The sequence below is a fragment of the Pantoea sp. F_5 genome (assembly GCF_008631595.1).
Taxonomy (GTDB): domain Bacteria; phylum Pseudomonadota; class Gammaproteobacteria; order Enterobacterales; family Enterobacteriaceae; genus Pantoea; species Pantoea gossypiicola.
The window spans coordinates 108,216-121,203 of record NZ_VWUO01000008.1 but is presented as its reverse complement, the minus strand read 5'-3'; the positions used below and the strand labels follow the sequence as shown (position 1 = coordinate 121,203).

Below are 12,988 nucleotides of genomic sequence, written 5' to 3'. Positions count from 1 at the left end.
GGAATTTATGACCGCTCCCAACGTAACCGCGCGCATTCTGCGGTTGATTGTTGAAAATGCGCCGATCAGCCAGTCAGACCTGAAAGTCCGCAGCGGACTGAGCATGTCGACCGTGTCGCAGGCGACTAATCGGCTGCTGGCGCAGGAGATTGTGCAGGAGCTGGGGCTGCGTCGTGTATCGATGGGACGGCCAAAAACGCTGCTGGGACTCAATCCCGATCGCGCCAGCGTGATTGGCATTCAGCTTAATGCGGAACGTAACCTGATTGTCATGACCGATCTCAGCGGCAATCTGCTGGGCGAACAGCAGATGCCAAAAGGCACGCTGACACCGCGTCAGCTTGGCGATGCGCTGGCGAAGTTCCTGCGCGGCGTGGAGGAAAAGCGGGTCGGGGCGATTGGCCTGGCGCTGTCAGGCCTGGTCGATGCCGAAAATGGCTACTGCATCCGTTCCAAAGTGCTCGACTGGGATAACGTCCCGATTGCACGCCTGCTGGAAGAACGCTTCTCGCTGCCAGTGTTTATCGAGAACGACGCCAACGCCATGGCGATGGCGGCGCTGGTGTTTGGGCAGCTCGGTAATGCCCAGTCAGCGGTGATCGCGACCTACGGCAAAGGGATCGGGGCGGGCATCATCCTGAATCGTCAGCTCTACCGCGGTCGTCATGGCAAGGCAGGAGAGATTGGCAACGGACTGGTAGGCGACGGCTCGCTGCGTCTGCTGGAGGATGTCGCCTCATCGCGCGCCATTCTGCAGCAGCTGGCAGAGCAGGAACCGGTGGAAAACCTCACGCTACAGGCGCTGGATCAGCGGCCAACGCCTGAGGTGCTGGCGGTACTGGAAGAGGCAGGGCGCGAGCTGGGGATTTCGCTGGCGAATCTGTCGGTGGCCTACGACCCGGATGTGGTTTATCTGGCGATGGAGCCGCACATGGCCTCACGCATTCTGCTCGATCACATCACCCAGAGCTTCCAGGCTTACCGGCTCAAACTGACGCCGCACATGACGCCGTTGCAGTTTCTGACGGAATCGAACCGGATGTGGGCGCTGGGTGCGGCGGGTTTTGCCGTCAACCGGCTGCTGGATTTACTGGCGGCGCAGGCCGATGAAGAGCCGGTCACCTGAGTTTCCCTGCAATTAAAAACGGGCACCATAGCGCCCGTTTTTGTTTCCGCGCTTCCCTTAGCGCAGACGCATGCCCTGCTCATCAAACAGCAGGCAGTGCGCGGCAGAAAAGCCCAGTTCAACCTGCGTGCCCAGTTCGCGCGTGGTCGCCTCGCGCTCTTCCACCACCAGCATCTGCTCGCGCCCGATATCCAGGTAGAGATAGTTGGTGTGGCCCAGCATCTCGCCATAAGCCAGCTCGCCGTGGAAGCGCTGTGCCTCCGGCGTCAGCGCGGCAGGCTGGAAATGCTCAGGACGAATGCCCAGCGTCACGGTCTGGCCCTCGCGGCAGTCGGCGGCAATCTTTAGCACCAGCTCCTCAATTTTCAGTTCCGGCACCCGTAGCTGCACTTCACCTTCGCCGGTGGCGCTGATTTCCGCCCGCAGGAAATTCATCTTTGGCGAGCCGATAAAACCGGCCACAAACAGATTATCCGGATCGTGATAGAGCGTCAGCGGCGCGCCGACCTGCTCAATGCGGCCCTGACGTAGCACCACAATGCGGTCAGCCAGCGTCATCGCCTCCAGCTGATCGTGGGTCACATAAATCATCGTATTACCGAGCGAGGCGTGCAGCCGGGCGATCTCAATCCGCATCTGCAGACGCAGTTCGGCATCAAGGTTAGAGAGCGGTTCATCAAACAGGAAGATACGCGGATGACGGATAATCGCCCGGCCAATCGCTACGCGCTGCCGCTGTCCGCCAGAAAGCGCACGCGGCAGGCGGTCGAGCAGTTCAGTCAGGTGCAGCCGTGCTGCCGTCTGCTCAATGGCCTGGTTGATCTCTGCTTTGGACTTTTTCATCACCTCCAGCGGATAGGCCAGATTGCCGCGCACCGTCATGTTGGGGTAGAGCGCATAAGACTGAAACACCATCGCGATGCCGCGCTCGGTGGCGGGCTGCTGCGTCATGTCCTGCTCCTCAATCAGCAACTGACCGCTGCTGATCTCCTCCAGCCCCGCAATCATCCGCAGCAGCGTCGATTTGCCGCAGCCGGATGGCCCGACAAACACCACAAATTCACCGCTGTTGATCGTCAGATCGATGCCATGAATGACATTCACGTGTTCATACGACTTCTTCACATTCTGCAAGCGCAGGCTGGTCATCGGCTACCTCACTCAGAGTAACTGGCCCATGTAGATGGCATTGCTGCGCAGGATAGGGGTAAACCCCAAGCGCGCATAGAAGGCACAGACCTGCTCGTTCTGCAGGCTGACGCCAAGATGGACACCGCTGACACCCGCCGCCCGCAGCGCCGCCAGTTCATGCTCAATCATCCGGCGACCCCAGCCGCCTTTCTGCGCTGATGGCAGCAGGTTGATATGCAGATGCGCGGGCCACTGCGTCACCAGGGTGTCAGCGGCCTGGTCGGGATGGCGTATCGCGTCGAGCACCTTGCTGTCGAGCGGGGCGCTGGCGCTGCGGTCGCGATATTTCTCCTGCAGCTGCGGCCACCATTCGGCCTGAAGCTGTGCTTCAAACGCGCGGGTATCGGGCGTTGCGACGACATAACCCTGCACCTCGCCGTCCCGCTCCAGCACAAAAGCAAAGTCAGGCGCGAAGCGCGCATAGGGCACGGCAAAACGCTGGCCGGGATAATCGGGATCGGAGTAGAGCGCGCGGGCATCGCTGCCTGCATCGGCTGTTTCCAGGCAGATGCGGTAGAGCGCCGGGTAGTCCGCCGGAGTGGCCGGACGAATGACACCTTGATTCGCCATGGTCAATTCTCGTGAGTGAGGGAACCGGTCAGGGATTGAACAGATCCGCAGATGAAAGTTACGTTAATTAAAGTAGACTTAGTTTTCAAGATAGAATAATTACCTTATCGCACTAACCCGGGCAGTTCGGCAACGTTTAGCGGCGTCAGGATACACAACTGTGATCGCCAACACGCCCGGAGCGCCGCGGCTGACCGTCGTTTTAAGACCGTCCGGAAGGGAAAAGTGTGAGCGTGATAGGATTTTCATATGTTTTATCAGGACGTTATTTTGCGATTATCGTACTGGTATCTCCTGCTATTAAGAAAGTGCCTGGCGACGTTCCGCCAGGGGTAATCGTGTGAAAGCCAGCGCGGTGTGCTGAATTTCACGGCATGTCGCTGTTTATTTGCGCGCGCTCACAGCGTTGTAATTCCCACTGCAGGCTGTTTGACTTTATTTTTCCATTAAAGTAAGTATGGTTGAGTGCGTTTGTGTGCGGCTGCAGCCTGCAGGATGTCAGGCGGTGAGATGAAAGGATGCCGATCCTGGTCTGAAGAAGGTGAGCATAATGTCTGTTTCCTCCGTTCGTTCGTTCCGAATTCGCAATGTGGGTCGGCTGCTGGCAGCGGGCCTGCTGGCGGGCAGCGTTTCTCATGCCGCTCACGCCGCCGTCACTCTGAATGAGTGGGATATCTACAACTATCCGGAGCAGACTGCTGCGGTGGATGAAGGGATTAAAGAATTCTCACAGCAGAATCCCGGCATCGTGATTAACCGCTCGGTTCACTCCTTTGAAGATACCCGCATTCCGCTGAAGCTGGCACTGACTGCCGGTGATGGCCCGCAGATCGCTCAGGTCAATCAGGGCGGTGGCGATATGGGTTCGCTGGTTAAAGATAAGCTGCTGCTGCCGCTCGACGGCTATGCCGCCAGCTACGGCTGGACCACGCGCTTCCCGGACTCGATTCTGAAACGTAACCGCTGGTCAGACAGCGGTGAATTTGGCAGCGGCAAGCTGTATGGCATCGCCAGCCTGGGCGAAATGGTCGGGCTCTATTACAACAAAGCGCTGCTGGATAAAGCGGGCATTGCGGTACCGAAAACGCTGGCAGAGCTGGAAAGTGCCATGGCGAAGCTGAAACAGCAGGGCACCGCGCCGATGATGCTGGGCCTGCTTGATGGCAACATGGGCCAGCAGCTGCTCAGCACCCTGTGGCAGGCGCAGATTGAGAGTCACGACCGCAAGACGCTGGATAATCTGATTTACGATGTGGGCGGTACCTTTAAAGACAGCAAGCTGGTCAATGCCGCCACCATGATGAAGAGCTGGACCGACAAAGGGTACTTCTTCCCTGGCTTCCAGGGTATTGGTCATGATGATGCGGCGACGCTGTTCCAGAACGGCCAGGCCGCGTTCCTGGTCAGCGGCACCTGGTATCTCGGCCAGTTTAAAGACAACAAGGATATTCACTTTGCCGCAATGCCTGCTGGTGACGGCGTGAAGCAGCCGCTGATGGTGGGCGGAACCGATCTGGCGTTCTCCATCACCAGCACCGCCAAAGGCAAAGATCAGCAGGAGGGTGCAGCGAAGTTCATCAACTATATGGTCTCGGATGCCATGGCAAACCGCTGGCTGAAAGTGGGCTTCCTGCCGGCCAGCACCAACAAAGCGGCCAAAATGCCGGCGGATAATCCGCTGCTGGCAGAGGCGTATCAGGTCTGGCTGACGCTCAACGACTATGACGGTTTAGGCCACTACGTGGACTGGGCGACACCAACCATGAATGCCGAGCTGAATCAGAATGTCCAGCTGCTGCTTGCGGGTCGTCAGACCGCCGATCAGATGGTGGTTAATTTTGATAATAACTATCAGCGTTACCTGAAAACCCTGAAGCATTAAGCCGGAGGCCCGGCGCATTCACTGCCGGGCCTGAGCATCGTTCTGAACCACGAGTAGGGTTATGTTGAATTTAAGCAGCTGGCGTAATTTTCTCTATGTTCTGCCTGCGGTGCTGGTCTATGCGGTGTTTCTGCTGTTCCCGCTGCTGGCCTCGCTGGGTATCAGTTTTACCGAATGGGACGGCACCTCGCTGCCGGTGTTTAGTGGCATCAGCAACTACCTGCGGATGTTCAGCGATCCGGTGTTCTGGATTGCGCTGGGCAACAACGCCATCCTGATGCTGTTCTATACCCTGTTGCCGATTGGCGTCGGCCTGCTGCTCTGCAGCTTTCTCTATGACACGCGCAACAACAGCGAACGCAGCGTGTTGCGCATTCTCTTTTTCCTGCCCTACATCATGCCGATGGCGGTACTGGGCGTGGTGTGGCGCTGGCTCTATAACCCGGCGTTTGGCCCGATCGACCAGATATTACGCGCCATCGGCCTGCCACAGCTGGCGCTCTCCTGGCTGGGTGATTTTACCTGGGCGCTGCCTGCCGTGGGGCTGGTCGCCACCTGGTACTTCTTCGGCTTCTGTCTGGTGCTGTTTATGGCGGGTCTGCAGCGCATGGATCCGTCACTGCTGGAAGCCGCCGATCTGGATGGCTCGTCACGTCGCCAGAAGTTTATGCGCATCACGCTGCCTGGCCTGCGGCCCGAACTGCGTATTGCCCTGCTGCTAACGGTGATCGCCAGCCTGAAAGCCTTTGACCTGGTCTATGTGATGACCCAGGGCGGGCCGGGCACCTCCACCATGGTCACCAACATTTTTATGTATAAGCAGGGCTTTGACCTGCACTACTTTGGCTACGCCTCGTCGGTAGCGGTGTTCAGCATGATCATTGTTCTGGGGATTAACTACCTGATCCATCTGGCCTTAAAGGAGCGTTACTGATGCGAAGCACGCCGGTGATTTCACGCGCGCTGATCTGGATCGTGGCGCTGATGACGATTCTGCCGTTTCTTATGGCGCTGATGACCTCGTTTAAAACCCAGATGGAGCTGTTTCAGGGTGTTTTCACGCTGCCCGCCTCGCTGAATTTCAAAAACTACCTGACCGCCTGGCAGCAGGGACACTTTAACGTTTACTTCCTGAATTCAGTGCTGGTGGTCATTCCGGTGGTGCTGTTCAGCGTGCTGCTCGGCATTCTGGCCGGGTTCGGTTTCGCCTGGCTGAAAATCCCCGGTAAAAAAATCATCGGGGCGATGCTGGCGCTGGGGATGGTGCTGCCGAGTGAAGCCTTTATCATTCCGCTCTATCACGAGCTGCGCTGGATGGGGCTGACCAACACTTATCTGGCGCTGATCCTGCCGCAAATCGCCCTGTCGCTGCCCTTTACCACGTTGATGATAGCCAGTGCGTTTCAGCAGGTGCCGAAAGAGCTGGTAGAAGCGGCGGTGATGGATGGCGCGTCACGCGTCAAAATTCTGTGGGGCATTCTGGTGCCCGCTATCTGGCCGACCCTGTCAACGCTGGGGCTGCTGCTGTTTATCTGGACGTGGAATGAGTTCCTGATCCCGCTGATTCTGGTCAACAAGGATGAGCTGCGCACGCTGCCGATTGGCATGATGTTTTTCCAGAATAAAAACACCATCGACATTCCGGTGCTGATGGCGGGCGCGATGATTGTGATTATGCCGCTAATCGTGGTGTTCCTGATTTTCCAGCGCAAGTTTATCAGCGGCGTCACCGAAGGGGCCGTGAAGTAATTTGTGAAGTTCCGCACGAAACGGCGTACTGGCGACCAGACAAAGGTTTACTGCGCCGTGTCGTGCTGCAATTCCTCCTCCTCAACCCTGCGGGAGACGCATGATGCACCTTTCCCTTGCTGATTTTCACCCTGTCGCCGATGGCGAAACCCTGGACACGGCCGTGTTGCAACGCGCGATGGATCAGATTGCGGCGGCAGGCGGTGGCCGTCTGACGCTGCCTGCCGGACGTTATCGCAGCGGCTGCCTGAATCTGCCTTCTGATTTTGAGCTGCGCCTTGAAGCGGGTGCGGTGCTCATCGCCAGTCCGCGGCTGGCCGACTATCAGGCGGTGCAGGCGCTGAGCTGCGCGGAAAAGTCCCACAACGTGCTGCTCTATGCGCTGGGCCAGCGCAATATCACCATTAGCGGCACTGGCCGCATCGATGGCGAGGGTGAAGCCTGGTTTGCCGCTGAGCGGGATGAGCAGGGCTATCGTCTGCCGCGTGCCGACCGGCCACGTATTATTGTGTTTGAGGATTGCGAGCAGGTGACACTGACCGCCTTTACCATTATGCAGGCACCGATGTGGACAGTGCATCTGGTGAGCTGTCGCCATGTGCATATTGACCACCTCACCATCGACAACGCCATGACCATGCCGAATACCGATGCACTGGATATCGACAGCTGCGAAGCCGTGTTTGTCAGCAACAGCTACCTCAGCGCCGCCGATGACGCTATCTGCATTAAAACCACCCATAAACCGGCCGCGCTGCGGCGTCCGGCTCGGCAGATCATGATCACCAACTGCCTGCTGCGCAGTTACAGCTGCGCCTTTAAGATCGGCACCGAAACCTGGGATGACGTCGAAGATGTCACAGTAACCGGCTGCACCATTTTTGATTCCAACCGCGGCATCGGCATTCTGTCGCGTGACGGCGGGGCGATGCGGCGTCTGCTGTTCAGTAACCTGACCTTTGCCTGTCACCACGCACCGCCCTGTCACTGGGGCAAAGCCGATCCGCTGCATATTTCGGTACGCTGCCGCGATCCCGCCATCACGCCCGGCATCGTGGAACAGGTGCAGTTCAGTAACCTGACGGGCGTAGCAGAAGGGGCGATTAACCTGCATGCGGCAGAACCGGGCTGGATACGCGATGTGGTCATCAGCCAGCTGCAGATGCGGCAGAGTGTATCGCCGATGACACAGGGACACTTCGACGTGCGTCCGCCCTGTAATCCGGACTCGCCGACCGGCATGGGGCTGGATAACGCCTACAAACTTGACCCGAAAACCGGCGAAGCCTTTGGCGTCGAGCGCTATCCCGGCGGACTGCCGGGCCTGTTCGCGCGTGGAGTAGAGAACCTGCAACTGCACAGCCTGGTGATAACACGTCCGGAGCCGCTACCGCCAGGCTGGCACCCTGAGTGCGTGGTGCAGTTGCCGGATTGATTTACAGCGCGGCGGCGATGGCGGCACCGAGCTGTTCTGTGCTGGCACTGCCGCCGAGATCGCGCGTCAGATGCTGTCCGGCCGCCAGCGTGCGTTCAATCGCATCTAACACCGCATCACCCGCCGCTTTGTAGCCGAGGTGCTCCAGCATCATCGCCCCGCACCAGATCTGCCCGATGGGATTGGCGACGCCTTTGCCAGCGATATCGGGCGCAGAACCGTGAACCGGCTCGAACAGGCTGGGGAACAAGCCTTCCGGGTTGATATTGGCGGAAGGCGCAATGCCAATGGTGCCGGTACAGGCCGGGCCGAGATCGGAGAGGATATCGCCAAACAGGTTGCTGGCGACCACCACATCAAACCAGTCCGGGTGCAGCACGAAGTTGGCGGTGAGAATATCGATGTGATATTTGTCAACGCGAACCTCGGGGAACTGGCCGGACATCGCTTCGACGCGGCTATCCCAGTAAGGCATGGTGATGGCGATGCCATTGGATTTGGTGGCGGAGGTCAGGTGTTTCTTCGGACGGCTCTGCGCCAGCTGATACGCAAACTTCAGGATACGATCGACGCCGGTGCGCGTCATCACCGTCTCCTGAATCACCACTTCACGGTCGGTGCCGGGGAACAGGGTGCCGCCAACGCTGGAATATTCACCCTCGGTGTTTTCGCGTACCACATAGAAGTCGATATCGCCGGGCTGACGATTCGCCAGCGGCGCTTTGACGCCTGGCATCAGTCGCACCGGGCGCAGGTTGACGTATTGATCGAACTCACGGCGGAACTGCAGCAGCGAGCCCCAGAGCGAAACATGGTCGGGCACCACATCGGGCCAGCCAACCGCGCCAAAGTAGATTGCATCAAAGGCTTTCAGCTGCGGGAACCAGTCGTCAGGCAGCATTTTGCCATGCTGCTGCCAGTAGTCGGCGCTGGCGTAATCGAACCACTCCCAGCGTAGCGGTATGTTAAATTTCTCTGCGGCCGCATTCATTACGCGGACGCCTTCCGGCATTACTTCTTTGCCGATGCCGTCGCCAGGGATGACGGCAATAGAGTGAATTTTGTCAGTCACAGAGTACCTTTCCGGTTGATGTTCGAATTGTGTACGCAGTATAACGGTCGATTCCGGGGAAATAATGAGCCTCAAAGGCAATCCATTGTTGAATCAAAGTAGAGAATCCCGCACCTCCACCGATGACTTAGCCTTCTTTGTTCGCCTGGCGGCGCTGGACAGTCTGACCGCGGCGGCGCGCGAACTGGGCCTGTCGCTGGCGGCGGTCAGCAAGCGTCTGAGCCAGCTGGAGCAGCGACTTGGTGTGCAGCTGCTGCGTCGCACCACGCGGCGGCTGGAGCTGACGCCGGAAGGCCGCCGTTATCTGGCAGGCGCGCGCCCGTTGCTGGATCAGCTGGTGGCGCTGGAGGAGGCGGTCAGCGGTGAAACGGCTCAACTGCGCGGCACACTTAACATCAACGCCTCATTTGGTTTTGGCCGTCGGCACATTGCGCCCTGCGTTTCGGCCTTTGCCGCGTTGCATCCGCAGCTCTCGCTGTCGCTGTCGCTCAGCAGCCAGCCGCTTAATTTTCTGGATGCGCACATGGACATTGATATCCGCGTCGGCGAACCGCCTGACTCGCGGCTGGTGGCGCGTAAACTGCGCACTAATCCGCGCATCCTTTGCTGCTCACCCGCCTATGCTGCCCGTCACGGCCTGCCCGCTACGGTGCGCGATCTGGCGCAGCACAACTGTATTTTACTGCGTCAGCACGACAGCGATTTTACGCTGTGGCGGCTGACCAGCGGCGAACAGAGCATCAGCCAGAAAGTGCGCGGCAGCCTGATTACCAACGATGGCGAAGTGGCGATGCGGCTGGCGATGGATGGGCATGGCATTCTGTTGCGTTCCTGGTGGGATGCGCAGCACAGCCTGGCATCAGGCGAGTTGCTGCATGTCTTACCCGGCTGGCAGGCAGCTGATGGCGATATTTTTGCAGTATGGCAGGCGCAGCGTCAGCTGCCGGCGCGGATCACCGCGTTTGTTGCATTTTTGCAGAGCAAACTTCAATATATTGATTAATAAGAATTTTATACAGGCGTGTTGGCGCGATGGCACGGCGGTGGACAATTCATATACCGCATAAAGCTGATTCGCCCGCTTCAGCGTGCCACTGCGTTTACAGCCTTTTTACTGATGCGTATGATTCTCATTTATTTTCTTCCCTGCCCGCTGTGCTGCGGCCAGCCGGGAGCAGCAGGTCGATAGGGGAGTGAAGTATGAAAGCGTTGTTCAGTCCACGTAAAGCGGCACTCGCACTGGCGATGGTCATCACCTTCAGCCTGACGGCATGCCAGACCGCGGTGAAAAAAGTGGATGGCGGTGCCGTAGTGATGCAGCCCTCCAGCCCCGATAACCTGATTGAGCGCGAGCTGGGTGAAGGGTTGTATGAGATGGCTTATCTGCCCGCGAAAAACGCGCTCTATGTTGCCAGCGCCCAGGGCTTTAAAGATGTCAGCGGCGGGATGATCTACCGTCTTGATGCCACCACGCTGCAGAGCACTGGCGCAGGCCACTTCGATCTGAAAAATTTTGGGCTGATTAGCGAGCCGGACGGCAGCGCACTCTACGCTACCAACTCACTGGACGGCGGTATCTCTAAGATCGATCCGGAGAACGGAAAGGTGCTGAAGCGTCTGATGTTTGACGACAAAAATGAGAAAGGGTTACCGGTCGGCACGCGTGAAATCTTTCTGCATGACGGGCTGATCTATGTCGGCGGCACAGGCGATCCGGGTGTTATCTGGGTGGTCGATGCCAAAACGCTGACCCTGAAAACCCGGATTAAAAATGCCGGGAAGTGGGTCACAGGCATTATCTTCTCGCCGGTCAGCGACCGGATCTATGCGGCGAACGGCAGCGGTGAAATCCTGGTGATCAATCCACGTAATCACAAGATCGAACAGCGTCTGACAGCCGGTGACGGGCAGGATTATCAGTTCCTGAACATGGCCGAAGATCCGGCGACAGGACGCCTGTTTGTCACGAATAATTCTAAGGCGAAAAACACCCTGGTGTTTGATGAGCGCAGCGGCAAGGTGATTAAGCGTCTTGACGTGGGCGATTCGATGGGGATTAAGTTTAACGGCAAGCGCAATGAGATTTACATCAGCCAGCTTGAGTCGAAGAAGGTGCTGCAACTGGATGGCACGACCTATGAAGTGAAAAACAGCTGGTCATTTGATCGTCACCCTGACAATCTGCTGGTCTCACCGGATGGGCAGACGCTCTATGTCACCACCAGGCCTGACTTTAATCAGCATCACAGCAGCAAAGAGCTGGACGGCGTAGCACGTATTCAGCTGAATTAAGTTAATAAATGGCGGTCGCAGGCCGTCTCAATGCTTTTATCTGATTTTCAATTTCAGTTGTTGTTTTTAATTATTAGCAACATGTTTCTTGTCTTTTTGCATGGACCTATTTCACTGGCTGGGGAATGACTTTTGCTATTCATTCTGGAATTAATGTTGTCAAAAAATTAACCATATAACCAGGTGGCTGGCTTTTTTTATTATTATCATTCCAATATTACCCCGGTTTTTTGATTGTTCCATAATATCTGGAAAGTGATTTTATTATATTTAAATTTTTCCAGAAAATGGATTTTTTTACTATTTTTTTTAGCATTCTGCTGCTGTATTGTTCCAGTAAATCAATTTTACATTTCCTGAAATAAAAGGGCTTATAAATTTACATTAAATAGCCGGAGTAAAAATAATGAGAAAGCTAAAGGAATACGAGATTAGTGTCGTAAGCGGTGGCGCTCCAGCGACGGCCGATGAGGTTAACGCTTTTTTTGAAGGTATTGTCTGGGGGGCAATCGATGGATTAGCGACCGGTGTTACCGTCGGCGGAAGCGCAAGCCGCGATGCCGTATTCGGTATTGTCGCACAGGGCGTCGGAGCGATATTAGGTGGCATCATTGGCCCAATAGCGGGCGCGATTATGGGCGCAATGGCGGGCAGAGATGCTGTTGCAGCGTATGCGGCAGATATCAGAAAGCAATATTCCAGTTAACTACAGGCATTGCGCCATATCCTCTTCATTAAAAATATTTTTAATGAAGTTTATTAACCATGTTATTTTTAAACATAAGGAAGTTAATCATGCGTGAGTTATCTTTGATCGAAATGGAAACCGTAAGCGGCGGTGCATTAGTAACTACTCTGGCTGACGCTGCGGAAGGTGCGCTCTGGGGTATCCTTGAAGGTCTGGCTACAGGCGTAACAGTCGGCGGCAGCGCCAGCCGTAGCGCCGTGTTCGGTCCTATCGCTCAGGGCGTTGGTGCTATTCTGGGTGGCATTATCGGTCCGGTTGTAGGTGCCGTGATGGGTGGGCTGTGGGGTAAGGACACTGTGGCCGCCTATGCTGCTGACTTCCGTCAGAATTATGGCACCAACGGCAGCGCAGCCATCGTTTAATATTTTCTGAACGAAACATGATCTGAGTTGTACGATAGCGCTATTATCTATCCATAATGTTAGCGATGGATTTTTACTAACGTTTTTGAAAATAAAATCACGGACGATATTCGAATACTCAGAGAGTTTAATCAAATCCGTAACGTTTCGACGTTGCGGATTTTTTTGTGCAGTTATCTCAGTAACCTGTTGGCGAATGAGAATGTAAGCCGCACCTTAATGGCTACGGCTTACTGTTCTCATAGTCATAACAGGTTATGACTGCTCTACACCCTGGACCAGCACCACACGGTATTCCGCACCTTTCAGGCGATGCTGTTTTGCTTCCTGATATTCCGGGCTGTCATACCAGCCGTGCGCCGCTTCAACTGTCGGGAACTCCAGCACGACTACGCCGTCTGCTTCCGGTCCTTCCAGCGTCTCAAGCTGTCCATAAAACGCCAGCGGCGTAATTGGATGGTCGCCGCGCGCTTTGCCCGCTTTCTCGCCGTAAATAGCGAATTCCTCAGGGTTAGTAATTTTGTCGCGAATAAAGATGACATATGCGCTCATTGTGGGCTC

13 protein-coding genes are annotated in these 12,988 nt (G+C 56.4%); 9 read left to right on the top strand and 4 right to left on the bottom strand.

Annotated features, from left to right (window positions below):
- Positions 1 to 7 precede the first annotated feature (7 nt).
- Positions 8 to 1,126: an ROK family transcriptional regulator gene (locus F3I44_RS12650; RefSeq protein WP_150011935.1), complete on the top strand. Its 1,119-nt coding sequence runs from the start codon at positions 8 to 10 to the stop codon at positions 1,124 to 1,126.
- Positions 1,127 to 1,183: 57 nt separating this feature from the next.
- On the opposite strand, the gene F3I44_RS12645 is transcribed toward F3I44_RS12650, so the two are convergent.
- A complete protein-coding gene (locus F3I44_RS12645) occupies positions 1,184 to 2,275 on the bottom strand; it encodes an ABC transporter ATP-binding protein (RefSeq protein WP_150011933.1) in 1,092 nt (363 codons plus the stop codon).
- Positions 2,276 to 2,287: 12 nt separating this feature from the next.
- Positions 2,288 to 2,887, bottom strand: coding sequence for a GNAT family N-acetyltransferase (locus tag F3I44_RS12640; RefSeq protein WP_150011931.1), 600 nt, complete (start codon positions 2,885 to 2,887; stop codon positions 2,288 to 2,290).
- 550 nt (positions 2,888 to 3,437) lie between these two features.
- Here F3I44_RS12640 and F3I44_RS12635 point away from each other — a divergent pair.
- The 4 genes from F3I44_RS12635 (at position 3,438) to F3I44_RS12620 (ending at position 7,953) form a co-directional block, all read left to right on the top strand.
- Complete coding sequence (locus tag F3I44_RS12635; RefSeq protein ID WP_150011929.1) at positions 3,438 to 4,769, top strand: extracellular solute-binding protein; 1,332 nt, start codon at positions 3,438 to 3,440, stop codon at positions 4,767 to 4,769.
- A gap of 61 nt (positions 4,770 to 4,830) precedes the next feature.
- Complete coding sequence (locus tag F3I44_RS12630) at positions 4,831 to 5,703, top strand: carbohydrate ABC transporter permease (RefSeq protein ID WP_013359841.1); 873 nt, start codon at positions 4,831 to 4,833, stop codon at positions 5,701 to 5,703.
- The gene (locus F3I44_RS12625) at positions 5,703 to 6,518 is read left to right on the top strand and encodes a carbohydrate ABC transporter permease (protein ID WP_150011927.1); all 816 of its coding nucleotides are present in this window, start codon (positions 5,703 to 5,705) and stop codon (positions 6,516 to 6,518) included. The genes F3I44_RS12630 and F3I44_RS12625 overlap by 1 nt, the downstream gene beginning before the upstream one ends.
- Positions 6,519 to 6,621: 103 nt before the next feature.
- Positions 6,622 to 7,953: a glycoside hydrolase family 28 protein gene (locus F3I44_RS12620; RefSeq protein ID WP_150012087.1), complete on the top strand. Its 1,332-nt coding sequence runs from the start codon at positions 6,622 to 6,624 to the stop codon at positions 7,951 to 7,953.
- A gap of 1 nt (position 7,954) precedes the next feature.
- On the opposite strand, the gene F3I44_RS12615 is transcribed toward F3I44_RS12620, so the two are convergent.
- Positions 7,955 to 9,025 carry a tartrate dehydrogenase gene (locus F3I44_RS12615; RefSeq protein WP_150011925.1) on the bottom strand — a complete coding sequence of 357 codons (1,071 nt, stop codon included), beginning with the start codon at positions 9,023 to 9,025 and terminating at the stop codon, positions 7,955 to 7,957.
- 64 nt (positions 9,026 to 9,089) lie between these two features.
- Here F3I44_RS12615 and F3I44_RS12610 point away from each other — a divergent pair, with 64 nt between their 5' ends.
- The 4 genes from F3I44_RS12610 to F3I44_RS12595 all read left to right on the top strand — a co-directional run bounded on the left by F3I44_RS12610 (position 9,090) and on the right by F3I44_RS12595 (position 12,427).
- Positions 9,090 to 10,028 carry a LysR family transcriptional regulator gene (locus F3I44_RS12610; protein WP_150011923.1) on the top strand — a complete coding sequence of 313 codons (939 nt, stop codon included), beginning with the start codon at positions 9,090 to 9,092 and terminating at the stop codon, positions 10,026 to 10,028.
- Positions 10,029 to 10,225: 197 nt separating this feature from the next.
- Entirely contained in the window at positions 10,226 to 11,317 is a 1,092-nt protein-coding gene (locus tag F3I44_RS12605; protein WP_150011921.1) for a YncE family protein, read from the top strand.
- Positions 11,318 to 11,723: 406 nt separating this feature from the next.
- Positions 11,724 to 12,023 carry a hypothetical protein gene (locus tag F3I44_RS12600; RefSeq protein ID WP_150011919.1) on the top strand — a complete coding sequence of 100 codons (300 nt, stop codon included), beginning with the start codon at positions 11,724 to 11,726 and terminating at the stop codon, positions 12,021 to 12,023.
- Positions 12,024 to 12,112: 89 nt separating this feature from the next.
- A complete protein-coding gene (locus tag F3I44_RS12595) occupies positions 12,113 to 12,427 on the top strand; it encodes a hypothetical protein (RefSeq protein WP_150011917.1) in 315 nt (104 codons plus the stop codon).
- A 255-nt stretch (positions 12,428 to 12,682) separates the two neighbouring features.
- On the opposite strand, the gene F3I44_RS12590 is transcribed toward F3I44_RS12595, so the two are convergent.
- Positions 12,683 to 12,979, bottom strand: a complete 297-nt coding sequence (locus F3I44_RS12590; protein ID WP_150011915.1) for a DUF1330 domain-containing protein — start codon at positions 12,977 to 12,979, stop codon at positions 12,683 to 12,685.
- Between the last annotated feature and the right edge of the window lie 9 nt (positions 12,980 to 12,988).

What these genes read in the sequence shown, in the direction of transcription:
- F3I44_RS12650 (WP_150011935.1), top strand. Translation starts at nt 8, where the DNA reads ATGACCGCTCCCAACGTAACCGCGCGCATTCTGCGGTTGATTGTTGAA.
- F3I44_RS12645 (WP_150011933.1), bottom strand. Translation starts at nt 2,275, where the DNA reads ATGACCAGCCTGCGCTTGCAGAATGTGAAGAAGTCGTATGAACACGTG.
- F3I44_RS12640 (WP_150011931.1), bottom strand. Translation starts at nt 2,887, where the DNA reads ATGGCGAATCAAGGTGTCATTCGTCCGGCCACTCCGGCGGACTACCCG.
- F3I44_RS12635 (WP_150011929.1), top strand. Translation starts at nt 3,438, where the DNA reads ATGTCTGTTTCCTCCGTTCGTTCGTTCCGAATTCGCAATGTGGGTCGG.
- F3I44_RS12630 (WP_013359841.1), top strand. Translation starts at nt 4,831, where the DNA reads ATGTTGAATTTAAGCAGCTGGCGTAATTTTCTCTATGTTCTGCCTGCG.
- F3I44_RS12625 (WP_150011927.1), top strand. Translation starts at nt 5,703, where the DNA reads ATGCGAAGCACGCCGGTGATTTCACGCGCGCTGATCTGGATCGTGGCG.
- F3I44_RS12620 (WP_150012087.1), top strand. Translation starts at nt 6,622, where the DNA reads ATGCACCTTTCCCTTGCTGATTTTCACCCTGTCGCCGATGGCGAAACC.
- F3I44_RS12610 (WP_150011923.1), top strand. Translation starts at nt 9,090, where the DNA reads ATGAGCCTCAAAGGCAATCCATTGTTGAATCAAAGTAGAGAATCCCGC.
- F3I44_RS12605 (WP_150011921.1), top strand. Translation starts at nt 10,226, where the DNA reads ATGAAAGCGTTGTTCAGTCCACGTAAAGCGGCACTCGCACTGGCGATG.
- F3I44_RS12600 (WP_150011919.1), top strand. Translation starts at nt 11,724, where the DNA reads ATGAGAAAGCTAAAGGAATACGAGATTAGTGTCGTAAGCGGTGGCGCT.
- F3I44_RS12595 (WP_150011917.1), top strand. Translation starts at nt 12,113, where the DNA reads ATGCGTGAGTTATCTTTGATCGAAATGGAAACCGTAAGCGGCGGTGCA.
- F3I44_RS12590 (WP_150011915.1), bottom strand. Translation starts at nt 12,979, where the DNA reads ATGAGCGCATATGTCATCTTTATTCGCGACAAAATTACTAACCCTGAG.